This is a genomic window from Nocardia iowensis (assembly GCF_019222765.1).
GTDB lineage: Bacteria > Actinomycetota > Actinomycetes > Mycobacteriales > Mycobacteriaceae > Nocardia > Nocardia iowensis.
The window spans coordinates 2,993,216-3,016,279 of the sequence record NZ_CP078145.1 but is presented as its reverse complement, the minus strand read 5'-3'; the positions used below and the strand labels follow the sequence as shown (position 1 = coordinate 3,016,279).

Annotated in this window: 20 protein-coding genes; 13 read left to right on the top strand and 7 right to left on the bottom strand. The window is 67.2% G+C overall.

Annotated elements, in window-relative coordinates; translation table 11 throughout:
- Positions 1 to 122: 122 nt before the first annotated feature.
- Positions 123 to 548 (bottom strand): helix-turn-helix domain-containing protein, encoded by a 426-nt coding sequence (locus KV110_RS13865; protein ID WP_218476468.1) that lies wholly within the window; start codon positions 546 to 548, stop codon positions 123 to 125.
- A gap of 71 nt (positions 549 to 619) precedes the next feature.
- On the opposite strand from KV110_RS13865, the gene KV110_RS13860 reads away from it, so the two are divergent.
- From KV110_RS13860 to KV110_RS13810, 11 genes are all read left to right on the top strand, one after another.
- Positions 620 to 2,059, top strand: coding sequence for an amidase (locus KV110_RS13860; protein WP_218476467.1), 1,440 nt, complete (start codon positions 620 to 622; stop codon positions 2,057 to 2,059).
- The gene (locus KV110_RS13855) at positions 2,056 to 2,256 is read left to right on the top strand and encodes a hypothetical protein (RefSeq protein ID WP_218476466.1); all 201 of its coding nucleotides are present in this window, start codon (positions 2,056 to 2,058) and stop codon (positions 2,254 to 2,256) included. Before KV110_RS13860 ends, KV110_RS13855 begins: the two co-directional genes overlap by 4 nt.
- A complete protein-coding gene (locus KV110_RS13850) occupies positions 2,253 to 3,653 on the top strand; it encodes an MFS transporter (protein ID WP_218476464.1) in 1,401 nt (466 codons plus the stop codon). The genes KV110_RS13855 and KV110_RS13850 overlap by 4 nt, the downstream gene beginning before the upstream one ends.
- Before the next feature lie 189 nt (positions 3,654 to 3,842).
- Positions 3,843 to 6,011, top strand: a complete 2,169-nt coding sequence (locus KV110_RS13845) for a catalase (protein ID WP_218476462.1) — start codon at positions 3,843 to 3,845, stop codon at positions 6,009 to 6,011.
- Positions 6,012 to 6,283: 272 nt separating this feature from the next.
- Positions 6,284 to 6,493 (top strand): hypothetical protein, encoded by a 210-nt coding sequence (locus tag KV110_RS13840; protein ID WP_218476460.1) that lies wholly within the window; start codon positions 6,284 to 6,286, stop codon positions 6,491 to 6,493.
- Positions 6,490 to 7,593: a glycosyltransferase family protein gene (locus KV110_RS13835; protein WP_218476459.1), complete on the top strand. Its 1,104-nt coding sequence runs from the start codon at positions 6,490 to 6,492 to the stop codon at positions 7,591 to 7,593. Before KV110_RS13840 ends, KV110_RS13835 begins: the two co-directional genes overlap by 4 nt.
- The gene (locus KV110_RS13830) at positions 7,590 to 8,726 is read left to right on the top strand and encodes a glycosyltransferase (RefSeq protein ID WP_218476458.1); all 1,137 of its coding nucleotides are present in this window, start codon (positions 7,590 to 7,592) and stop codon (positions 8,724 to 8,726) included. Before KV110_RS13835 ends, KV110_RS13830 begins: the two co-directional genes overlap by 4 nt.
- Positions 8,723 to 9,724: a glycosyltransferase gene (locus KV110_RS13825; RefSeq protein ID WP_218476457.1), complete on the top strand. Its 1,002-nt coding sequence runs from the start codon at positions 8,723 to 8,725 to the stop codon at positions 9,722 to 9,724. The genes KV110_RS13830 and KV110_RS13825 overlap by 4 nt, the downstream gene beginning before the upstream one ends.
- A complete protein-coding gene (locus tag KV110_RS13820) occupies positions 9,721 to 10,599 on the top strand; it encodes a glycosyltransferase family 2 protein (RefSeq protein WP_218476456.1) in 879 nt (292 codons plus the stop codon). Before KV110_RS13825 ends, KV110_RS13820 begins: the two co-directional genes overlap by 4 nt.
- A gap of 335 nt (positions 10,600 to 10,934) precedes the next feature.
- Complete coding sequence (locus KV110_RS13815) at positions 10,935 to 11,927, top strand: LGFP repeat-containing protein (RefSeq protein ID WP_218476455.1); 993 nt, start codon at positions 10,935 to 10,937, stop codon at positions 11,925 to 11,927.
- A gap of 37 nt (positions 11,928 to 11,964) precedes the next feature.
- Positions 11,965 to 12,225, top strand: a complete 261-nt coding sequence (locus KV110_RS13810) for a hypothetical protein (RefSeq protein ID WP_218476454.1) — start codon at positions 11,965 to 11,967, stop codon at positions 12,223 to 12,225.
- Between the two features lie 71 nt (positions 12,226 to 12,296).
- On the opposite strand, the gene KV110_RS13805 is transcribed toward KV110_RS13810, so the two are convergent.
- Both KV110_RS13805 and KV110_RS13800 read right to left on the bottom strand, forming a co-directional pair.
- Positions 12,297 to 13,445, bottom strand: coding sequence for a zinc metalloprotease (locus KV110_RS13805; protein ID WP_246634519.1), 1,149 nt, complete (start codon positions 13,443 to 13,445; stop codon positions 12,297 to 12,299).
- Between the two features lie 36 nt (positions 13,446 to 13,481).
- A complete protein-coding gene (locus tag KV110_RS13800) occupies positions 13,482 to 15,029 on the bottom strand; it encodes a beta-N-acetylhexosaminidase (RefSeq protein ID WP_246634518.1) in 1,548 nt (515 codons plus the stop codon).
- A gap of 448 nt (positions 15,030 to 15,477) precedes the next feature.
- Here KV110_RS13800 and KV110_RS41775 point away from each other — a divergent pair, with 448 nt between their 5' ends.
- Positions 15,478 to 17,118 carry a lytic transglycosylase domain-containing protein gene (locus KV110_RS41775; RefSeq protein WP_218476452.1) on the top strand — a complete coding sequence of 547 codons (1,641 nt, stop codon included), beginning with the start codon at positions 15,478 to 15,480 and terminating at the stop codon, positions 17,116 to 17,118.
- A gap of 766 nt (positions 17,119 to 17,884) precedes the next feature.
- Here the strand turns inward: KV110_RS41775 and KV110_RS13790 are convergent.
- The 3 genes from KV110_RS13790 to KV110_RS13780 all read right to left on the bottom strand — a co-directional run bounded on the left by KV110_RS13790 (position 17,885) and on the right by KV110_RS13780 (position 21,216).
- On the bottom strand, positions 17,885 to 18,697 hold the full coding sequence (locus KV110_RS13790; RefSeq protein ID WP_246634517.1) for a DUF1460 domain-containing protein: 813 nt from the start codon (positions 18,695 to 18,697) through the stop codon (positions 17,885 to 17,887).
- A 148-nt stretch (positions 18,698 to 18,845) separates the two neighbouring features.
- Complete coding sequence (locus KV110_RS13785) at positions 18,846 to 20,414, bottom strand: M1 family metallopeptidase (RefSeq protein WP_218476450.1); 1,569 nt, start codon at positions 20,412 to 20,414, stop codon at positions 18,846 to 18,848.
- 61 nt (positions 20,415 to 20,475) lie between these two features.
- Positions 20,476 to 21,216 (bottom strand): hypothetical protein, encoded by a 741-nt coding sequence (locus KV110_RS13780; protein ID WP_218476448.1) that lies wholly within the window; start codon positions 21,214 to 21,216, stop codon positions 20,476 to 20,478.
- 1 nt (position 21,217) lies between these two features.
- On the opposite strand from KV110_RS13780, the gene KV110_RS13775 reads away from it, so the two are divergent.
- Positions 21,218 to 21,418 (top strand): hypothetical protein, encoded by a 201-nt coding sequence (locus tag KV110_RS13775; RefSeq protein ID WP_218476446.1) that lies wholly within the window; start codon positions 21,218 to 21,220, stop codon positions 21,416 to 21,418.
- A gap of 621 nt (positions 21,419 to 22,039) precedes the next feature.
- On the opposite strand, the gene KV110_RS13770 is transcribed toward KV110_RS13775, so the two are convergent.
- Positions 22,040 to 22,894, bottom strand: coding sequence for a ParB/RepB/Spo0J family partition protein (locus tag KV110_RS13770; protein WP_218476444.1), 855 nt, complete (start codon positions 22,892 to 22,894; stop codon positions 22,040 to 22,042).
- Positions 22,895 to 23,064: the final 170 nt, after the last annotated feature.

Genomic DNA, 23,064 nt, shown 5'->3' with positions numbered 1-23,064 from the left:
GTAAGCAGCTGTGACTGCCACCACGCTACTCCGTGGCTTGCCTGAGTACGGCGTAAACCTCGGAGCCGCAACGGAATTCGTCTGGTCCGGCCCGCCGTCACCGCGTTGTGCGAATCCGCTCCCTAGGCGAGCTCGTCGTCCCCGAGTCCGCCCGGAAGTGACACCGTCGCACGGTAGTTCGGACACCGTTCCAGTTCGCCGCGGTGCGGACAGGTAAGCAACACGTGCAGATAGTCGCGGGCCCTTTCGAGCTCGGCCATCCGGTGTTCGAGTGCGGTCAGCTGCGCGTGCACGAGCGCGCGCCACTGCGCGTCCGGCGACGCGGCGGAGGGCGCGCTGAGCAACACGGCGATCTCGTCCAGGCTCATCAACCCGGTGCTCTGCCATTGCCGGATCAAGTCGATCCGGTAGAGCTGGTCGGTGTCGTAGCAGCGCCGCCCGCCGCGGCGCTGCGCGGTGATCAGCCCACGGCGTTCCCAATAGTGCAGCGTCGATAGCGGAATGCCGAAGTGCTGTACGACGGTGGCGATCGGCGTCAGTGTTGGCATAGCACTAGTTGACCTCAACCCGGGTTGAACGGGCAAGGTTTGCCTTACCTACTCAGCACGTGGAGGCGACAGTGCCGCAAGAGCCGTATCCCATCACCGAGGTAGCCCGCGCTTTGCGCGACGGCGACACGACGAGCACCGCGCTGGTCGAGGCCGCGATCGCGCTGGCCGACCGGCACGACTCCGAGCTCGGCATCTACCTGACCCGATTCGACGACCAGGCCCGAGACCGGGCTCGGCGCGCCGACGAGGAACTGGCGCGCGGCGTCGATCGGGGCATGCTGCACGGCATCCCCGTCGCGGTGAAGGACACCATCGCCGACGCCGACGGTCCGACCACCGCCCAGAGTTCCGTGCACGACCGCACATGGGGCGCGGGCCGCGACGCACCGGTGGTCGCCCGGCTGAAGCGCGCGGGCGCGATCATCACCGGTAAGACCACGACGATGGAATTCGCGTGCGGGATACCGGATCCGAACCTGCCATTCCCCGTGCCGCGCAATCCATGGGACCCGACCCGCTGGGCGGGTGGTTCCAGCTCCGGCACCGCCAACGGCATCGCGACAGGCTGCTTTCTGGGCGGTCTCGGCTCGGATACGGCGGGCAGCATTCGGATGCCCGCCGCGTTCTGCGGCATCACCGGCCTGATGCCGACCTTCGGCCTGGTGCCGAAATCCGGCTGCGTACCACTGGGTTACAGCCTGGACCGGGTGGGCCCGATGGCACGGACCGTGCGCGACTGCGCGGAGCTGCTGCGGGTCATCGCCGGAGCACACCCGAGCGACCCGGACAGTGTCACCGCGCCCGACTTCGATTCCCGCCGTGGTGATCCGGTGCGGGACCCGTCCGACCTGACCGGCGTGCGGGTGGGCGTGGTGCGGCACGCACACTTTCCTGAGAACGCCGATCCGCGGCTGACAGCGGCGTTCGATCAGGCGATGGCGGTGCTCGCCGCCCGCGGTGCCGACCTGGCAGAGGTCGTCCTGCCCTACTGGCACGAGACGATCACGGCGACCTTGCTCACCGCCACCTGCGAGGGGCTCGCCTATCACCGGACGGACCTGTCCCGGCGGTGGACCGACTACTTCGTGGCGTCGCGTGGCTTGCTCGCCAAGGGTGCGCTGACATCGGGCGCGGATTACGTTCAGGCGCAACGAGTCCGGCGCGTCGCCCAGCTCGCGATCGGCGAGTTGTTCCAGCGCGTCGACGTGGTGGTCTGCCCCACGGCCGCGTGCGGCGCGCCACGGCTCGACGAACTGGGCGACGACGCAGGACATCAGGACGACGACCGCGTGTTCCAGCTGATCCACACCCCCTACTGGAACGGGCTCGGAAACCCGGTACTGGCACTGCCGATGGGCGTGGGCGAAGCGGGACTACCTCTGTCACTACAGATTGCGGGTCCCGCCTTCGGCGAAGCCGTCATCCTGCGGGTCGGCGAGGCGTACCAGCGGCACACGGACTGGCACCGAGCGCAGTCGTCCCCTTCTCGGACGGCGGTGGCGGGATGAGTTCGGTGGATACGGTCCGCGCGCTCCTCGACACGGCCTGCCTGCCCGCGAGTGAGGCCGAGATTCACGCGCTGGCAGCCGGTTTCGGGGCTTATCGGGCGTCCATCGACGCGCTCTACGCCGTCGACGCCGCGCGATACGCCGACCCGGCGTTGCGGTTTCGCGCCCAGGCGCAGTGCGCGGAGTGGGACCGATGAGCACGACGGCGCGCCTTACGAAACGGGTGAGCGACGGCCGTTCGCGCCACGAGGGACTGGTGCTGGCGTTGGCCTGCGTCGGGTCGTTCTGCGTGATCATGGACGCCACGATCGTCTCGGTCACGCTGCCCGCCCTGCGTGCCGATCTCGGGTTCTCCCCCGCCGCGCTGCCGTGGGCGGTGAACGCCTACACGCTAACCTTCGCCGGATTTCTCCTGCTCGGCGGGCGCTGTGTGGATGTGTTCGGCCGCCGCGCGATCATGCTGCTCGGGCTCGGACTTTTCACGGTCGCGCGAGTCGCGGTGGGCTGCACCGGATCTCCCGTGCTGTTGTTGGCGGCGCGGGCCGTCCAGGGAGTCGGTGGCGCGCTGTTGATGCCGGTGACGTTGGCGATGTTGACCGCCACCTTCACCGCACCGTCCGCGCGTGCCCGCGCGCTCGCGACCTGGAGTGCGGTGGGCGCGGCGGGTGCCGCGGCCGGGCCGGTGCTCGGTGGCATGCTCACCGAGCTGGCGGGATGGCGATGGGTGTTCTTCGTCTTGGCGCCGCTCGGGTTGGTCGGCGTGGTCGGGGCGGTCCGCGTGCTGCCGCGGCAGCCGAAGGCGGCTGACCGGCCACGCCTGGACGTGGTCGGCGCGGTGCTGGTCACCGCGGGCATCTCCGGTGTGGTGGCGGCGATCATGCGCTCGGCCGCCGTGGGATGGTCGGCCGGGTCGGTGCTCGGGCCGTTGCTGGCCGGTTTCGTCCTGCTCGCCTTGTTCGCGCTGCATCAGCACGCCGTGGCCGCCGATCCGCTGTTGCCGCTCGACATTTTCCGGGTGCGCTCGGTGCGCAGCGCCAATGTGGTGATGTTCCTGCTCGGTGCGGGTTTCCTGGCGAGCCCGGTGCTGCTTTCGCTGTATCTGCAAGACGTGCACGGTTATTCACCGCTGCTGGCCGGAGTGGGATATCTGCCGGTCGGCGTGGCGATGGTCGCGGGAGCTCGCTCGGCCGGTGGGTTCACCGTCCGATTCGGGGCGCGCCGCGCGACCATGCTGTGCTGCGCCATCGGTGCGACCGGCCTGGCCGGCATCAGCCTCAGTCTCGCGGTCGATGCCTCCTACTTCTGGTCCGTGCTGGTTTCGGGTGCGGTCTTCGGCTTCGGCACCGCCGCCGCGTTCACCCCACTGACCGTGGCCGCCACCGACGGTGTGCCCAGCCAACGCAGCGGCCTCGCCGCGGGCGTACTGAACACGGTGCGCCAGACCAGCGGCGCGGTCGGCCTCGCCGCACTGAGCGCCATCGCACTAGCAGCCGGGTACGCCGCCGCCTTCAGCGCGTGCACCGGCTGTCTCGTGGTCGCGTGCCTGGTCGCGGCCGTCAGCATGCCCGGTCGGCGGGTCCGAGCGGCTCGGTAGCCCGCAGAGCGGTGGCGCTCCGAAACAGCTCCGTCTCGTCCAACTCCGGCGGTCTGTTTGCGGTGCGAGCGGATGGGCATAGCCGGTCATGTACTGGTGGAAGCCGCTGACCGGAGCCGCCGGTCGGCTCTCGCGATTGAACTCGCGGAAGCGTCCTCGTGTTCGTTCGATTACAGGAGGTGCTGTCCAATGCCCCGAACCTCACGCCCGAAGTCGAAAACCCAGCCCATCGCCCCTGGCGTTCCCTCCAGTGCGGCGGTGCCGGTGGAAGAGCCGACTCAGCGCCGTGAGCCGCTTCCGCCGAAGCGGGATCAGGCGGCACCGCGACCGAGCACCGCGACCGGAACGCCGGTCGACGTACCCATCGACGCGATGGCCCAGCAAGGCGCCTTCCTGACGACGGCACAGGGTGCGCGACTGACCGATACCGACCACTCGCTGAAGGCCGGGCCGCGCGGGCCGGTTCTTCTCCAAGATCACCATCTGCGGGAAAAGATCACCCACTTCGACCACGAGCGCATCCCCGAGCGGGTGGTCCACGCGCGTGGCGCGGCCGCGCACGGCGTGTTCGCCGCCAATGGCGCCGCCGAGCGGATCTGCTGTGCCTCGCTGTTCGAAAAGGGCAAGGAAACACCGGTTTTCGTGCGTTTTTCCACGGTGCTCGGTTCGCGCGGTTCGGCCGATACCGTGCGCGACACCCGCGGCTTCGCGACGAAGTTCTATACCGATGAGGGCGTCTTCGATCTCGTCGGCAACAACATCCCGGTGTTCTTCATCCAGGACGGCATCAAATTCCCCGACATCATCCACGCGGCGAAGCCGCACCCGGACCGGGAGATCCCGCAAGCGCAGAGCGCCCATGACACCTTCTGGGATTTCGTGACGCTGCATACCGAGGCCACCGCGCACACTCTCTGGAACATGTCCGACCGTGGGCTGCCGCGCTCCTACCGAATGATGGAAGGTTTCGGAGTCCACACCTTCCGCCTGGTCAACGCGCGCGGCAAGACCGTCTTGGTGAAATTCCACTGGAAGCCGAGACTCGGTGTGCATTCCCTGCTCTGGGAAGAGGCACAGATCGCCGCTGGCGTCGATCCGGACATGCACCGCCGCGACCTCGCCGACGCCATCGAATCCGGCGCGTTCCCGCAGTGGGATCTGGGCGTCCAGGTGTTTCCCGATACCGAGGAGCAGACCTTCGAAGGCATCGATCTGCTCGACCCCACCAAACTCGTACCGGAAGAGTTGGCGCCGGTCCAGGTGATCGGCACCATGACGCTCAACGCCAACCCGACGAACTATTTCGAGCAGACCGAGCAGGTCGCCTTCCACCCCGGCCACCTCGTTCGCGGCATCGACCACACCGATGACCCGCTGCTGCAAGGCAGGTTGTTCTCCTACCTCGATACCCAGATCTCCCGGCTCGGCGGCCCCAACTTCGCGCAACTCCCGATCAACCGGCCGCACGTCGGGGTCAACGACATGTTCCGCGACGGAATGCACCAGACCGCAGGACATGCCGGGGTCGCGCCCTACCGTCCCAACAGTCTCGACGGCGGCTGCCCGTTCCTGGCGGGGAACAAGGACGCCGCGCTGATCGAGTATCCGGAAGCGGTTGCGGGGCGGAAGGTTCGGGAGGCACCGAAGAGTTTCGACGATCACTTCAGCTCGGCGCGGATCTTCTACGCCAGCCTGACGCCGGTCGAACAGGCGCACGTCGCCAAGGCCTACACCTTCGAATTGGGCAAGTGCTATGAGAAGGCCATCAAGCAGCGAGCCGTGACAGTGCTGCGGCAGATCGACGAGCAGCTTGCCCAGACCGTTGCGACCGGTCTGGGACTCCCGCTGCCAGGAAAGCCCAGCAAGAACGTCCAGGTGCTGGCATCGCCCGCACTCTCGCAGGTCGGTAACCGGTGGCCCTGCGACGGCCGGATCATCGGCATCGTCGCCGACGACAAGACCGACCTCGCCGATCTGGCCGCCACCGTCGCCACGGTCGCCGAGCAGTCGATGACGCCCCTGGTCATCGCGCCGCACGGTGGCGAACTCGGCAACGGCGCGCAGCAGGTGGTCGTCTCGCGCACGCTCGACACCGCCCGGTCCATCGAATTCGACGCCCTGCTCGTCGCGGCCACCGTCGGCGACCTGCGGCTGACCACGCTCGTGCAGGAGGCGCATCGCCACCTCAAAGGCATCGCCTACACACCCGACGGAGCGGACGCGGTGCGCGCCGCGGGCATTACCGACAACTCCGCGGGCGTCGAAGGCGCGGACACTATCGCCACGGCATTCGACGGGATCGCGGCGCTGCTGCCCGAACACCGAGTCTGGGCAAGGGCCGCCGAGTACGCGCACTGACCAGTAACCCCGCCGGGCGACCCGAACACCGGCGGGGGACGCAACGGCCACGACAGCACCAGCCGCACCCGCGGTCGATACCGCGGGTGCGGCGAGTGGCGTAGCGCCAGAAGCACATTCAGGTGACGTTCGGGTTACCGAGGCCTGCCGATCGCTGACCGCACGATGCTGCGCGAAAGCGACCGACGACTCATCACGCACCGGTTTGGCCGGCGACGCGCCGGGTAGCTCCGGAAGACGTGAACCATGATCATCCGGAAAGGGTGGATCCCATGCAGATCGCGCGAGGTAGTCGACTGGTTCGCCGCGACGACGGCGGCAACCGCCAGGTGGTACAGATCAAAGCGGTCCGGTACAGCCCGGTCCCCTACGCCGAGGTCGAGCCGACCGGCGGCGGGCAGCGCAGCGCGGTCCTGCTGACCGAACTGGAACGGGACTTCCAACCCGAACCCGCCGTCCCAGTGGAGTTGTCGCCGAGATGACTCGGACCATCCCGGACCGCGTGCCGACCCGGACGCCGAGCGCGCCGCTGCGGGTCGCGTCGGTCCCCGCCTCGCACGTCTACGTCCGACATCTGGTCCCGGTCGGTCGCGACGACCAGGTCGTCCGGTTGCCCGACCCCCGCCCGGCCGATGGCCGCACGGTACCGGGCGGCTGGTGGCCACCGGTCATGTTGGACCCCCAGTGGATCCGCCGCAATCATCACCGGTTCGATGTCTTCCATATCCACTTCGGTTTCGACTCGGTCGAGACCGACGTGCTGGCCGACATCGTCGGTGAATTGCGCGACCACGACAAGCCACTGGTCTACACCGTGCACGATCTGCGCAACCCCCACCAACCCGATCCACGCGGACATCGGGCACAGCTGGATGTGTTGATTCCCGCCGCCGACGAACTGATCACGCTGACACCAGGCGCGGCGGCGGAGATCGAAAAGCGTTGGGGCCGTATACCCCAGGTGCTGAGCCACCCCCATGTCGTGAAACGGGGACTGATAGAGGCGCCGCGTTCGAATGAACAGCGCTTCGTGCTGGGTGTACACGCCAAGAGTCTGCGCGCCAACATGGATCCCCTACCCGTCCTGGACGTCCTCGCCGAGACGATCCGTTCCCTACCGGACGCGGTATTGCGCATCGACCTGCACGACGAATTGTTCGAACCGGGAAATCACTGGTACGACCCGGACACCGGTGCGGCACTTGTCGACTTCGGCCGGCGCGATGGCGTAGACGTTCGGGTGCACGAATATTTCACCGATAGCCAACTGTGGCAGTATCTCTCGTCGCTGACGGCGTCACTGCTCCCGTACCGGTTCGGTACGCATTCGGGTTGGCTTGAAGCCTGTTACGACCTCGGCACGGCGGTAATCGTCCCGAGCTGCGGCTACTACGGGCAGCAACGGCCTTGCGCAGTCTTCGATTTCGACGAGACACATTTCGACGCCGAGTCGCTGGGCCGGGCGGTCCGCGCGGTGTACGAAGGTCGCGCCGGTCGCGCCGACTGGCCTTCGCGTCGTGCCGAACGCGCGGAACTCGCTGCGGCACACCGCCATATCTACGAACAGGTGCTTGCCCGATGAGCACGGGAGGCAGTGGCCTGTCAATCGCGTTGCTGGCCTCCAACCGGCATCCGATCAAGCAGCCGTTCGCAGGCGGGCTCGAAGCGCACGTGTGGCACCTCGCGCGCGCCCTCCAGTCGCGGGGGCACCGGGTGACCCTGTTCGCCGCCGACGGCAGCGATCACGCGGCGGCGGAGGCGACATTGCGGGTTCGGACCTTCAGCCCGAGCGCCACCGCCAGCACCGATTCCTCGATGCCCGAACGGCGATTCCTCGCCGACCACCACGCCTACCTGACGGTAATGACCGATCTCAGCGCGACCGGGCCGACGTCGTTCGACATCATCCACAATCACAGCCTGCATTACCTGCCGCTGGCCATGGCTCCCGCGTTGCCCGTCCCGATGCTGACCACCCTGCACACGCCCCCGACGCCATGGTTGGAATCGGCGCTCGATATCAGCAAGGGGATCGGCTCCGCCTTTGTCGCCGTCAGCAGGTTCACCGCCCGGTCGTGGCGCCATGTCGTGCGCGGCGTCGACGTCGTCCCCAACGGCATCGACTTGCGTGCCTGGCCGGTCGGGCCCGGCGGCCGCGACCTGGTGTGGTTCGGGCGACTGACCCCGGAGAAGGGGGCGCACCTCGCGATCGCGGCCGCGCGTCGCGCGCGTCGGCGGCTGCACCTAGCCGGTCCGATCAGCGATGTCCGTTACTTCCGCGACACCATCGAACCGCAACTCGGCCCGGAGGCGGCGTATCACGGTCATCTGGACCAGACCGCGCTGGCCAGCCTGGTCGGGTCGTGCGCGGCCGCACTGGCCACCCCGCTGTGGGACGAGCCGTACGGCTTGGTGGTCGCCGAGGCACTCGCCTGCGGTACCCCGGTCGCCGCGTTCGACAGGGGCGGCATCCCGGAGATCCTGGATTCGGACTGTGGCCGGCTCGTCGCACCGGGTGATGTCGAAGCGCTGGCCGTCGGTGCGGCGGAGGCAGCCACGCTGTCCCGTGCGCATGCCAGGGCGCGAGCCACCGCGGCCTGTGGCCACCACTCGATGGTCGATGCGTACCTCGACCGCTACCGGCGACTCATCGCCACTTGGTCGTCATCCCGGCCCGGCTCGGCATCCGCTGACCCCCGAAGGGGCGCAGCGTGATCGGCTACTACATCCACCACCACGGTGCCGGACATCTGCTGCGCGCTCGAAGCATCTGCGCCCATCTCGACACGCCGGTCACCGCCCTGACCTCGTTGCCGGTCGACGACACGAGCTTCGAGCACACCGTCGCGCTCGCCGCGGACAACCTGGCACCGACCGTCGCGGATCCCACCGCCAACGGAGTGCTGCACTGGGTCCCCAAAGGCGATGACGGTCTGCGCGATCGGATGGCCGCCATCGCGCAGTGGATCGCTGCCGAACGGCCCCGCGCACTCGTCGTCGACGTCTCGGTCGAAGTCGCGGTGCTGGCCAGGCTGCACGGTATCCCGGTCGTGACGATGGTGCTGCCCGGCGTGCGCACCGACACCCCGCACGAGCTGGTGCACCGCACCGCCGACGCCCTCATCGCCGCATGGCCACGTGCGGTGTACGACCCGATGTGGTTGCGCGCCTACGCGAGCAAGACGCACTACATCGGCGGTATCAGCCGGTTCGCGGCCCGAAGGCCGGTGTCCCGCAACGGTGCAGGCGGCCGACCCACCGTGCTGGTTGTTTCGGGCGCGGGTGGCGGCGGTTTCACCGCCCCGATGATTCGCGACTGCGCGCAACGGCATCCGCAATACCGTTGGCGCACCGCTGGATTGGATGATTGGGTCGACGATCTCTGGCCGGATCTGTGCGCGGCCGACGTCGTCGTCTCACACGCGGGACAGGGTGCTGTCGCCGATATAGCCGCCGCCGCCAAACCCGCCGTACTCATTCCGGCGGACCGTCCGTTCGATGAGCAACACGCCACCACCACCGCCCTGGCCGAAGCCGGTCTCGCGGTAGCCGTCGACGGGTGGCCCGGCGTGGACGACTGGCCCGCACTGATCGAAACGGCCCGCACCCTCGACCCCGAGCGGTGGCGGCTGTGGGGCACCAACGGTGCCGCCGCTCGCGCCGCGAGCGTCATCGACCGGGTCGCCGGGACCGCCTCGAGGCCCGCCGCGTGAGAACCGCCGTCATCACCCTGGCCGCCAACCGAATCGCGCACTTACGCAACCAGATACGGGGCCTGTCCCACAGCACCCAACGACCCGGCGACCACATCGTGGTCGCCATGGGCGACCCCGCCGTGCTCGCACTCGCCCACCGCGTACCCGCGCACGGCATCTGGATGGACGCCGAAAACCCGTTTCCGTTGGCCGCTGCCCGCAATCTCGGCGCCCGCACGGCCATCGACCGTGGTGCCGAGCTGCTGGTGTTCCTCGACGTCGACTGCATCCCCGATCCTCACCTGATCGCCCGCTACCGCGCCGCCGCGTCCGCGGAACCACTGTTGCTGTGTGGCCCCGTCACCTATCTGCCGCCGGCCCCCGCGAGCGGATACGACCTCACGCGCCTGCCCGACCATCGCGCCCCGCACCCCGCGCGACCCGACCCGCCCGCGCACACCCACACCGACAGCACCGATTTCGACCTCTTCTGGTCCCTCTCGTTCGCCGTCACCACCGACACCTGGCGCCGCATCGGCGGTTTCTGTACCCGCTACCGCGGCTACGGTGGCGAAGACACCGATTTCGCGCACAAGGCCGCCGCCGTCGGCGCGCGCCTGCGCTGGGTCGGCGGCGCCGACGCCTACCACCAGCATCACCCGGTCTCCGACCCGCCGATCGAGCACCTCGCCGACATCCTCACCAATGCCAGGATCTTCCACCGCCGGTGGGGCAGGTGGCCGATGCGCGGCTGGCTCGACAGCTTCGCCGCCGCGGGACACATCGCTTACAACCCGGCCACCGACACCTGGGACCGCACCTCATCGAGTAGTCCGGATGAACTCTGCTCGCCTATCGGTGGCGGCGCGAATGGCCGGAACGGCTGCGTCTGATAACTAGCACGCGTGCAATTACCGGGGATTTGTCGTACCCCTCTGGCGCTGACTGCCCATTTCCAGGAGAATCCATGTTTGGTCTCGAAGCAACCGGGGAATTGCCCGGCTGTAGCTGCTCGATCGCACCAGGCACGCTGATATCGCCGACAAACAGTCCGAGTTCGACCAGGACGGGTTGACTGCCAGATCTCAGCCGTACGGGGCAGGCAAGCGACCGCTCCCCCATTGATCTCGTCCAGGCCGAAGGCACCGAGGACCGAATCGCTTCACCACCAGCGGTGGACTGGCCGCGCTTGCCGGCCCGCACACCGCGCTGACGAATCGAGGAGATCATGCCTGAATTGTTGGATACCCCGCGCGGAAAGACGCCGCGTCGGACTTCCCGCATAATCAATGTCCTTGCGCTACTCGCTGCCGGCTTGCTGGCCGCGGCACCAGCCGCGGTAGCCGAGCCATCTTCGGAGGCGATCAGCGCGATCGACGCGCACCACACCCAATTCGGCGGAGAAGGGTCATTTCTCGGCGCCCCGCTCGGCCCGGCCACCGACATTGCGGGCGGAGCCGAGCGCGCCTATCAGGGCGGCGTCATCTATTACTCGCCCGACACCGGCGCAAAGGCGATGTACGGCGTGATCCTTGACAAATACAAGTCTCTCGGTGGGCCGGCAAGCTCGCTGGGTTTCCCCATCAATGACGAAACCGACGCGGGCGACGGTGTCGGCCGATTCAACGATTTCGCCGAGCCCGGCGGTGCCGCGATCTACTGGAAGCCGGAAACGGGAGCGTCGGTCCTCAAGGGCAAGGTGCTCGCCGCCTGGCGCGAAAGCGGCGGGGTGAACGGTCCTTTCGGTTACCCCCGATCGGACATGACGGTCGAGAACGGCGTCGAGAAGGCGGCCTTCGAGGGCCCCGCGGGCACCGAAATCCGATGGTCGGAGAACGACGGCACCACGACCATGCCGCCGGAACTAGCCGCGGCCCTACCCGGCTTCCGCACCGGCTCGGTTGATCAAGCGCAGCCGGTCCCGGCGCCGAACCCCGATGCCAATGCCCCCGCCGACACCGAGGGCACCGGCACCGAGAGCTCCGGGATCAACAGGTGGTGGGGCATCCCCATCGGGCTGGCCATCGTGGCCGTCGTCGCCGGACTCCTCGGCATGATGGGCCGCCGGGCACAGCCGACCCGCACGACACCCGTCACGAACCGCGGCTACACCTCGGCGACCACCACGCGATCCGATGCCACGGCCGCCGCGCAGTCCAGGGCGACGAATGTCGCTGGAGCGCACGAAATGCATCGTGACGCACCGCGTGCTCGCGGCTGACCGGCACGGTTCATCGGTCCACTAGAAAGGAACGACAATGGAATGGTTGTTGGGTGTACTAGGTGGGCTCGTAGGCGGAAACATTGCCGGCGCGGGCAAAGGTTTGGGCGTCGCCGGAAATAGCGCGGCAGGCGCCGTCGGTGGCGGTATCACCGGTGCGATCATCCAGGCGGCGACCGGCTCCGGGCTCGATCTCGGGCAGGTCATCGGCCAGGTCGCGGGTGGCGGCGTCGTCGGCGCGGTACTGACCGCGGTGATGGCGATGGCCACCAAGAACCGCCAGACGGTCGACAGGTAGCCGACAGCAGAATTCCCGGCGGTGCGGCCTCGCTCGAGGCCGCACCGCCGGGAATCGTTCAGGCGATATCGTTATTCGTCGTGCAGGCTGTGCTGCAACCGATCGAACTCCTCCTTGGTCATCTCCTCCGGTGACCGTTCTGGCAACTGCCGGGATTCCCGGCTGACCGGGCCGACGTTTCCACCGTCGTATACCACTGACGCCCAGTTGTTCTGGGCTCGCAGCGAGGTGTAATTCCGGTCGTTGTTGACACTGGTCCGCACGGCACTGCTCTGGATGGAACCATTGCAGTTCCAGTCGATCGGCTGGTCCGCTGACTGGGTCCGCTTGCGCGTGTTGTCCGGGCAGAAGTACACCGTCCGCCATCCGGCCGCCACCGGGCCGAGGCCCTGGCGCTCCTGCAGCGCATTCTCGTCCAGCGCAGGGGGATTCACGCTGGAGTAACCGAAGTACGAACTACTGTCGGTCTTGGGCACGCCCGAGAACTGGAAACTGTAGTTCATCACGCTCAGGTAGTTCGGCTTGTAGTTGACGTGGTCCACGCCACCGTGTTTCAGGCCGAGATTGTGGCCCAATTCGTGGATGAACGTGCCGACATTCCCGTCGTCACCGGGATTCCAGCCGCACTTGGGGCCGAGCGAGACGATGAACGTGTCCGCCGGAATGCCCAGCGAAATCCCGCTACTGCAACCGTTGTTGTAGGCATCGGCCCAGATCATGTAGTGGAAGACGCGCGAGCGCACTGAGTTGAAGTGGGTCCGTTTGATCGCCGCGACCTGGTCGTCCACCGGTGACAGGTCGCTGTCGTAGGGCACCTGGTTTCCGCCGCCGAGGTCATAAGTGGCACCCCGCGCGTTCCCGGCGTCCAGATGGAGGGTGATGCCGGGACGGTTGTCCGGGTTGTTCACCGGCGCGTCGGCGAATACCTTCACGATCCGATCGAGCGCCGCACCCGTCGCCAGGCGGCCGTTCATATAGTCCATCTCGACGAAGATGTCCTTGTGGTTCGGATTCGCGCCCATCTTGGGCAGATCGACGTCTATCTTCCCGTCGCCATTGGCGTCGTAGCCGTTCTTCTCCCACTCGTCGGGCAACGCGTCACCATCGGTGTCGACCGCGGCGACCTCGGGTTGGGCCGCCGCCGTGACGGGGGTGAGTACGGTTCCCAAACCGGCCAGTAGCGCGACGCAGGCGATAATTGTTCTTCGGTAAGGCGACATCTTTGACTCCTTCCGGATCGTGTCGGCACGATCCTGTTATTTCCAATCCACCTGCGGCGAGCGGTAGAAGTTGATCCCCTGCACCGTCCAGATCGGGCTCTGTTTGGCGAGTCGGGTCCGATAGTTGTCCCAGTTGTGCGTCGCGGCCGGCGACCAGCCGATCTCGGCGATACCGGGCAACCGCGGGAACGCCATGAACTCGATGTCCGCACTGGTGCGAATGGTCTCCGACCACAGTGGCGCCTCTACGCCCGCGAGCTGCTTCTCCGTAACGCCCTGCAGATAGGTGGCCGGGTCCCAGTTGTAGGAATCCTTCACCTCGACGTAGCCGGCCCAGTGCAGGCCGAGCGGAGAATCCTTGTGGTACTTCATATCCAGGTACGCCTTGTTGGCCGGCGACATCAGGATCTTGTTGCCGCGCGCGGCCGCCGCGGCGACGTCGGCGTTGCTGTTCTTCGGATCCCAGTACTGCGGTATCGCCGAGGTCGGCGGGTTGGTGACGACGACGTTGTGCCAGCCCTGCATCTTCTTGTCGTAGGTGGCGAGCATCGGCGTCACCTTGTCGAAGAAGGTCTTGTAGTCGGCCGGCGTGGTGGCGTGCGCCTCGTCGCCGCCGATGTGCAGGTACGGGCCAGGGGTCATCGCCGCCAGCTCGCGAATGACATCCTCGACGAACTTGTAGGTGATCGGCTTGGCGATGCACAGCGAGCTGTAGCCCACCTCGATATCGGTGCGCGGCGGCACGGGCTTGCCGTCACAGTTCAACTCGCCGTAGGAGGCCTGCGCGGCATTGGTGTGGCCGGGCATGTCCACCTCGGGCACCACCGTGATGTGCCGCGAAGCCGCGTACTTGACGATGTCTTTGTACTGCTCCTGGGTGTAGTAGCCGCCCGGATCGCCGCCCACCGCGGTCTTGCCGCCGATCTCGGCGAGCTTCGGCCAACTCTTGATCTCGATGCGCCAACCCTGATCGTCGGTCAGGTGCAGGTGCAGTGTGTTGATCTTGTACTGGGCGATCTGGTCGATGTAGCGCTTGACCTGGTCGGGGGTGAAGAAGTGCCGGGCCACGTCGAGCATCGCGCCGCGCTGTTTGAAGCGCGGATAGTCGAGTACCTTGCCGCCCGAGACCGTCCAATCCCGTTTCTGCACCGTCGTTTTGTTGATATCCGCCGGGAACAGCTGGCGCAGCGACTGCACGCCGCCGAACAACCCGGCGGTGGTGTTCGCCCGCAGAGTGATCCCGTCCTTGGCCACGGTGAGCCGGTAACCCTCGTCACCGATGCGCGGACCGGCATCGCCAAGATCCAGGGTGATTCCGCGCTTGCCTTTGTCGTGCCGTTCCACCACCGGTAAGGGGAACCCGGTGGCGGGCCGCAGCAGGCCGCCAAGGTATTTGGCGACATCCTGGGCCTGGTGCTCGGCGCGAATCACACTGTCGGCGGTGAGCCGGAAGTTCGCGCCGGGGTCGGGCTTGGCCTCGACGGGCACGGGCACGATCTCGGTGACAGCGCGTTCAGTTGTCTGTGGGTTATCGGCGACAGCGGGACCGGCCAAACCGGGGATAACCACGGTGGCCAGAGCCACTGCTGCGCCGAATGCAAAGGGGGATAGATATTTCCGCATAGTGTACCTCCGGTACAACGGGAGGGGGCACAGAGAAGTATGGAACAGACCGCAAGTTCTGACTGGGGACAGAACCAACTGGGGACATCGACTGGCTACCTACTGTTGGCCGCCAATCCACTTGGCAATGAGCGCATTACATATTCCCCACTTCTACTGGGGAGCTCCGCGCGGCCCTTTCATGTCATGATTCAGCGCGGTTGTTCAGGAATAGGCGGCAGCATGATTGGCGACTGAGAGATCTGCTCGTACAACAGTTCTCGGCCTTGCTCGGCCGCGTCATTCGGCGTGCGCTCGCGGTATGGATTGTCTCGCCAGGCAATGTCTGTCGGTGACGAAATTTCGGGAGTCGTTGCGGCAGCACAGCGGTCGCCGCCGCGCTCGACATCCACGAGAGATTGGCGTGCCGATGCGAATATCTGGTCCCACTTCCGTATCCGCGCTGGTATTGATCGGACTGCTGCTGTCGGGGTCGGCGGCGCATACCACCACAGGCACTGCCGACGGCGTGCTGACGGCCGCGATCGGCCCCGGTGATCGGGCGGATTCGGCCGATCAATCGATCTACCTCCCTTCGGCCACCGGCGATCCGTCGGAACAGCTCCAGGCCATCACACCCCCGGAGGTGGAACTGCTACCGGACGGCACGATTCCGCTCCAGGAGATCTCCGTGCCGGGCGACGGGACCCGCGGCATTCCGGAAATCGTGCTCGCCGCCTATCGCAACGCCGAGTTGACACTCCAAGCGTCGACACCCGATTGCGGGCTGCCGTGGCACCTGCTGGCCGGCGTCGGGAAGGTGGAGTCCGACCACGCCGGAAACGGCCGTACCGACGCCAACGGCACCACCACCGGCGTCATCTACGGTCCGGCACTGGACGGCACACTGCCCGACAACGAGGTCATCCAGGCCGCCGACGGCAGCTACGTACGTGCCGTCGGGCCGATGCAATTCCTGCCCGGCACCTGGTCGATCTATGCCTCCGACGGCAACGGCGACAACGCCTCCGACCCGAACAACGTTTTCGACGCCACGGTGGCCGCGGCCAAGTACCTGTGCTCGGGCGGGCTGGATCTGCGCGATCCGGCGCAGGAGACGCGCGCCGTGCTGCGCTACAACAATTCGCTCGACTATGCCTCGCAGGTGTTGAGCTGGTCCAACGCCTACAAGACCGGCGGCACACCCGTCCAGGTCGAGGTCGCCGACGAACTCATCCCGCCGGGCAGCACGCCGGAAGGCGACATGCCGGAAGGGGCGGGGTCGAGCATGAGCGTCGGCGAAACGACCGTGCTCGCCGCTGCCACCGACCCATCGGACCCCGCCGCCGACCCGCCGAATTCCAGTACCGATCCGCTCAACTCGACCACGGAGCCGCCGAGCACGACACCGGCACCGGACACCACGACCACGGGATCGCACCCCACCGCCACATTGCAGCTGTCGATCCGCGTGACGATCAATGTCCCGGGTAGGGCGCCGATCCCGTGCGGCATCTTCTGTCCGCCGCGGTTGCCGAAGCAGCCACAGCCCAGCACGCAGCGGCCCACCACCACGCCGACGACGCCGACCTCGACGCCACCGCCCCGAACACCCACCACCACACCAGAACCCGCCAAGCCGACCACGACCGCCCCAGCGACGACACCACCCCCGAAGCCGTCCACGACACCCACACCGGCGGCACCTCCCCAGTCCACCTCCGGCCGGGCCGCTCCCGGACCGAGCAACCAGCCGCAGATCGCACCAGCCCCGACAACCCCGACTCCCGCTCAACAACCACCCCGAACACCGACCACGCCAACACAACCCGCCCCGCCGAAGCCGCCCGCACCCGCGCCGTCGGTAGCGCCGACACCAGCGACGCCCGCGCAGCCCGCACCCGGCAAGCCCACAGCAGGACAACCAACCAACCAGCAGGCACCCGCCCCCGCCCCGGCCACCCCGGCCCCCGAGCAGAAGCCGCCCCAAACACCCGCCACCACAGCAGCACCCGGTCCAGCACAGCCACCCAAGACCACCCCGCCCCCCACCCCCACTCCGCAGCGCTGAGCGTCCAACGAACGCTCAGCCCGAACCGACCTGATCCGCGGCTACCGCCCTTCCGCAGCAGTCGATCCACGGCCCTGCTCCCCCACGAGGGAGCGTTACCAGGACGAGCAACCCCCGAACTGTACGTTCGTAGGTACTCCCCATCCCTGGAGCCGGTCGACGAGAAAGCGGAGGTGCGATGCACTGGGATCAGATGACCGCCACACCCGATGAGCTGCGCGAGCGTGCGAACCGCGTTCGCCGTGCCGCCGGACAGCTCGGGGTGCTCGAGTCGATCATCAGCGCGGCGGACGGCCCGTGGCTCGGTGCGATGGACGCCGACGGGAAGGGCGCGGCGGAGTTGAAGATGCACCTCGCCGGGCGCTATCGCCTCACCGCGGTGGTGACGAGCGCCGGGAAGCTCAACCTCGTGCAGATGACCGCGCCGGCGGCCGGGCAAGGCGGCGAGCGGGTTCTCTCCACGAAGACCGCCGTCCGGCGCGGCTGGGATGCCGCCGAGGAGATGCCCAAACAGCCCGAATGGCTCGACTACGTCGTGAACTGGGTCCGCAACGCCAGTGACGACGTGGATCGCCGCGCGGTCGTCGAATGGCGCCTCGACGGCGCCGACCAGAAGCTGGCCGCCATGAACGACACCATCGACAGCCTGCGCACCAGCCTGCTGGAACGAGAACAGCTGCGCGACGAACTCGCCGCCGAGGTCGCACAGCTACGTACCGAGCTCGAATCGCTCGACAAGGCGGAAAAGCCCGCGGAGCTCCGGCAGTTACTTGGCTCGGAGCACGACGATGCCCGGGACCGAACGGACGTAGTCGGCCAGGGGCGAGTCGACCACCTTGTTGTCAGTAGCGAGGGAAGAGGCGTTGCGGAAGAGCGGGCCCGCGGGGGTGGTGACGACGATGCCGACGTGCGTGACGTCCAGGCCCGGTAGGTCGGTGTAGGCGCCGATGTAGTCGCCGGTACGGAGTGCGCCGAGCACGGTGTCGTTCACAGCGGCGCTGGGGATGTAGGTGATGTCGCGATCGACCACCGGCAGCCCGGGGAGGTGATTGCCGCCGTCGGCCTTCGCATTGAGGTGCTTGGTGACGGTGACCGCATCGCTGCTCACCGCGGAGGTGACATCGGTGGCGGCAACCCGCGCGGTGTGCGCCCAATCGGTGAAGAAGTGCTTGCGCTGCAGGAAATCGACCCGGCCTCCGGCATAGCGCGTCTCGATCAGGTTCGCCACGAACTGGTCCCGGTCGGTAGACCTGCTGAGCGCTTCGACATAGTCGAGATAGGTGAAGCAATCCACCCGGCGGAAGTCGATGACGAGCTGTTCGGGCTGGGCGGCCGAGCCGACGAGCATGTCGGCGCCGTAAGGCGTGCCGAGGAACTGCCTGGACAGCAGCTCGACCAGTTCGCCCTTGCTCCGCGCGTCCGGCGTGGCCGCGCGCAACGCCAGCAGCTCATCGATCTTCGCCGCGGTGACGGCGTCGATGTTCGCCGCGCTCGGCGTAGCGAGTGCCGCGGGCAGCGTCGATGCCACGCCACCGACGAGAACCAGCATGACGAGCACTACGCGAGCGACGATGCGCAAGAAGCCTCCAGCACAGGGGAACGATCGGCCGATACACCACACCGTAGCCCGGCCCGCCACACCTGTGCGCGCTACGGTGGGTCGCCGCGGGAGCGCGGCGACCCACCGGTCGCGACGTGCCGCTACCTATGGATTTCTCGCGACCGCGTCATTTCCGATCGCCCCGGCCGAACGGCCAGTCCAGCGGGCCCTCCGACTCCGGTGCTTGCGGAGCCTGCTTGTTCTGCCCGCCCAGGCTGCCCGGGTAGAGGTATTTGTCGGCGGGCCGCTGCCGTCCGTTCAGCCAGGCGTTGAAGAAGCCGTCCAGGTTCTCCTTGGCGCGCGACTGGACGAACTGGCGGAACTCCGGGATCGACGCGTTGCCGTGCTTGTGCTGTTGCGCGAAATCCCGCAGGGCGGTGAAGAATACGTCGTCGCCGATGGTGCGGCGCAATGCGTGCAGGAACAGCGGGCCGCGGGAGTACACGGTGCTGAACTCCTTGCCCTTACCGGGGTCGTACAGCGGTGTCGACCAGACTCCGGCCTGATCGGCAGCGGCGAGCGCCCGATGATAGATCCGGTCGGCGTTGCGCTTCTCGACCCGTTCCGGATACAGGATGTCGGCGGTATAGCTGGCGAAGCACTCGTTCAAGCAGATATCGCGCCACTGTTTGATCGATACCGAATTGCCCCACCACTGATGGGCGTTCTCGTGGACCACCGTGTTCAGGTCCGTCCATGGTGCGTAGATCGGCCGAGTCTGCGTCTCGAGCGAGAAGCGCAGATCGGTGTCCACATAGATGCCGCCACCGGATTCGAACGGATACGCGCCGTACAGCTGCTGTCCGAAAGCGAGTACGCCGGGGAGTTTCTTCTCCAGCTCCTGCTTCTGCTGGGCCCCGCCAGGGGCGAAGAAGCTTTCCAACGGTGTGTTCCCGGACTTCTGGCTCAGTCTGGTGAACTTGTCGATCGCGATGGTCGTCAGATAACCGATGATCGGGTCCTTCGCCTCCCAGGTGACGGTGTGCTTGCCCGCTCCGGCAGGCACGTCGGACGCCCGGAGCCCGTTCGATGCCACATCCCAACCCGTGGGCACGGTGGCCCGCACGGTGAAGGTGACCTTGTCCAGTGGCGTGTCGTTGAGCGGGTACCACGTTGTCGCCGAATGGGGTTCACCGGCGGCGAAGGCGCCACCGGACGGTGAATAGGTCCAGCCGTCGCCTTTGGTGTCGCGGGCGGTTCCGGCGTAGTCGACGATGACCGTGAACGGTTGTCCCAACGGCAGTGGCGCGCCCGGGGTCACCACCAGTTCGTGCTCGCCGGTCTTCTGGAAACGAGCGGGTTGACCGTTGACAGCGACGGAACCGACTGGCGGACCGGCGAAGTCGAGGTTGAACGCCGACAGGTGCTGGGTGGCCTTCGCCGTGATGGTGGCCTTGCCGGTGAGGCGATGGGTCGGCGGGTTGTAGTCGATGGCGACGTCGTAGTGCAGCGCGTCGTAGCCGCCGTTGCCGTCCTTCGGGTAGTAGGGGTCGCCGAGACCGTCGGCACCGGGCGTCGGATCGACCGAGCCCGTGGCCGATCCGCTGGCCGCATCCGGTGGCGGCGGCGGATCGGCCACCGCGGCAACGCCGGCCGTCAGGCTCAACGCCAGCGCCAACGCGGACACGGCGACCGGCCGCGACCGCAGCGCGGCGGGTACCGCGCCGCGCCTGCCCGACCATTCTTGAATTCGCATGGGGAACAACCTTTTTGCTAGTGGAGGGGCAGGCGACTGAAGACCGATGAACTCTCTGTGACTATCCGGTGGGCCGGACACCGGGGGGCGTGCCACACACAGCCGGGTCCCGCGGGCTGTCGATGTCGGCGCGCGTCCGGTTGGCGTCGCATGCGACACGGTCGCGGCGCTCGGCGTCACTCCAGCTGTCCAACACGCGGCCGGTGTTGTTGGCATCGACGAAGACGACCCACGTTCCCGGCTCTTTGCCTTCCGTGCCGCCGCGCCTGAGTTCGACCTTGTATCCCGGGACCGCGACACTGGCAGCAGCGTCCCGGTCGGCGAGAGCGTCCCGGTCGGCGAGCTTCGGGTCGTACCACATGGCGACCGTCGCGAAAACAGCGAACTGGTCGGTCGGCGTCTTGGTTTGCTCGGCCAGCGTCCGCAGCGCGGTGGCCGATACCTCGGCAGGCGGTGTCGTCGCCCCGGCCGGATATTTGCCCTGCGTCTGCTGGGACAGTTCGCCGCTCGCCGAGATGAGCGAGCCATTGGCCGCGAGCGACTGGGCCACCGTCGCGCCGTAAACCGGTATCGAGTCGATCTCCTGACGCAGCCGAACCGTGGAGCCGGCGTCGGTCGGCGATACCGAGTCGACGACGAGGTCGCCGACGGATCGGGCGCCGAAGACCTCTTGTATCCAGTCGGCCTGTGCCTCCGCCGCGGCGGGGGCCCCGGACGGTATGCCAGGCGGAACCGGCAGCGGGTTGTTCGGGATCACCAGCCGGACGGTTCCCTCGGGATCGGTGAACACATTCTTCGGCACGGTGGGCAGTTCGAAACGGCCCGGTGCGCGCGAAGTGGTCGGGGTCGAGGTCGTTGTCGGCGAGGGTGACTGGGTGGTCGTCGGCGCGGGGGTGGTCGCCGTTGGGGTCGGCGACGGGGTGGTCGTAGACGACTCGGTGGTCGGCGACTGGGTCGTGGACGAGGGCGATTGGGTTGTCGACGATTCGGTGGTAGTCGACTGAATGGTCGGCGACGAGGAGGTGGTCGGCGACGGCGACTGAGTGGTCGATGACGGCGACGTGGTGGTCGGCGACGTGGATGGAGTATCGGGGGCCTTGGCCATCGCACCGGAGCCGGTGGCGAAAACCGTTGCCGCCAAAACGAACACCGCCGTAGCGGAGCAACGAGCCGCTCTTCGTTGTAGGGGGTTCATATCCAAGTAGAACCACGTACGGGGCCGTACTTACGAGTGGGGAAAGACTGGGGATCTCACACCACGGGCGAATCGACTGTTCAGGAAAACGGAAATCCGGCGCCGTGTTCCCCAGTTGCGCTCTTTACGAATCGATTTCACCGCAGATGCGTCTGGATATGAAGACACTCAGCAGGTTTGGTGCAAAGACGATACCACTGCGTGACGCCATGGCCGGGAGACCTTCGGTGCCGCAATCGACGCGGTACCCGCGAGCAAAGTTTGCTCGGCACCCGGGCGCGAAGTCTGTTCCACGGGCGAAAAGCACCGATGCCGGAGGGAGGGCGTACCGATGTGGATCACGGCGCCGAAGAACCGCCGTCGGCGGGTAGCCTGCATCCAATAATTCGATTCACAAGTTACACACCGTATTACGAGGTATAATCCGCGCTCATCGGCATTGCAGACGATCGCCGATTCGCGTCGCGAAATCCTGCCAGTTGGCCGCGTTCTGGCGTGCCATGTCGAGCACGAGATTCAGACAGTGTTCCGGAATCCGGTCGGCCAGATCAGCGGACTGCGTCGGCGTGCGCGGACTGGCGTCGAGCCAGCGCAGCACCGTGCGCCCGGTTTCGGTGAGCCGCAACGACGGATCGCGGCGCAGGCTCTGCAGCACCGAGGCATGGCACACCCGATCCGCGGGCGCGGGCTCCGGCGTGGCGGGCCCGCCCTCCGGGCCGTCACAGGTTTTCGGGCGGCGTTTGCGATCCACCTCCGGTCGGCGCACCCGGCGCATCCGGCCGTCCCGGCCTAATCGATGTCTCGTCTGGGGAACCTCCCCAGACGACTGCCTGCGCACCGCCCCGACCGTCTTGTGGTCCAGCCCGGCCACTTCGGCGACCTTGCGGTCCGACCACAGCGGGTACATCCGCATGATGCGCAGCGATGCGGCTTTGCGATCGAGGATCGACAGCGGCAGGCCGTGGGCGATATTGGCCTGCACAGCGAGCACGAACGCCTCCTCGTCCGTGCCGTCGAAGAACCGCGCTCGAATCAACTTGGCCCCCTTCAGTTTCGCGGCCTTCAGACGGTGGGCACCGTCGATGAGCCGCATGGTCGAGCGATGTACCAGGATCGGCGGGAGCTCCGCTTCGGTATTCGCCAGCACCTGGGTGTGCGCGGCGTCCTCAGCGCGCACCCGCAGCGCACCACCGATGTCTATCGACTCGATAGGGATTTCGACGACTACGTCGGCAACCCCCACACTCGCATCGTCGTCCACGTTCAACCTGCTGTGTTCATTCACGGCGGTACTCCTGCGTTCGAAGCCGAGATCACATTCCGTAGCACATTCGCACCGCCACTGCCGATCCGAGGCACCGCGACTGGCGGGGAACGAATCGGTGCAGTAGACACGCCGCTGTGCCGGGTCGGCGGTGACTAACTAGCGCGGACAGCAATATTTCACATTGGCAG

What these genes read in the sequence shown, in the direction of transcription:
- KV110_RS13810 (WP_218476454.1), top strand. Translation starts at nt 11,965, where the DNA reads ATGGAATGGTTGTTGGGTGTACTAGGTGGGCTCGTAGGCGGAAACATT.
- KV110_RS13805 (WP_246634519.1), bottom strand. Translation starts at nt 13,445, where the DNA reads ATGTCGCCTTACCGAAGAACAATTATCGCCTGCGTCGCGCTACTGGCC.
- KV110_RS13785 (WP_218476450.1), bottom strand. Translation starts at nt 20,414, where the DNA reads ATGCGAATTCAAGAATGGTCGGGCAGGCGCGGCGCGGTACCCGCCGCG.
- KV110_RS13845 (WP_218476462.1), top strand. Translation starts at nt 3,843, where the DNA reads ATGCCCCGAACCTCACGCCCGAAGTCGAAAACCCAGCCCATCGCCCCT.
- KV110_RS13850 (WP_218476464.1), top strand. Translation starts at nt 2,253, where the DNA reads ATGAGCACGACGGCGCGCCTTACGAAACGGGTGAGCGACGGCCGTTCG.
- KV110_RS13815 (WP_218476455.1), top strand. Translation starts at nt 10,935, where the DNA reads ATGCCTGAATTGTTGGATACCCCGCGCGGAAAGACGCCGCGTCGGACT.
- KV110_RS13855 (WP_218476466.1), top strand. Translation starts at nt 2,056, where the DNA reads ATGAGTTCGGTGGATACGGTCCGCGCGCTCCTCGACACGGCCTGCCTG.
- KV110_RS13835 (WP_218476459.1), top strand. Translation starts at nt 6,490, where the DNA reads ATGACTCGGACCATCCCGGACCGCGTGCCGACCCGGACGCCGAGCGCG.
- KV110_RS13840 (WP_218476460.1), top strand. Translation starts at nt 6,284, where the DNA reads ATGCAGATCGCGCGAGGTAGTCGACTGGTTCGCCGCGACGACGGCGGC.
- KV110_RS13865 (WP_218476468.1), bottom strand. Translation starts at nt 548, where the DNA reads ATGCCAACACTGACGCCGATCGCCACCGTCGTACAGCACTTCGGCATT.
- KV110_RS13830 (WP_218476458.1), top strand. Translation starts at nt 7,590, where the DNA reads ATGAGCACGGGAGGCAGTGGCCTGTCAATCGCGTTGCTGGCCTCCAAC.
- KV110_RS41775 (WP_218476452.1), top strand. Translation starts at nt 15,478, where the DNA reads ATGCGAATATCTGGTCCCACTTCCGTATCCGCGCTGGTATTGATCGGA.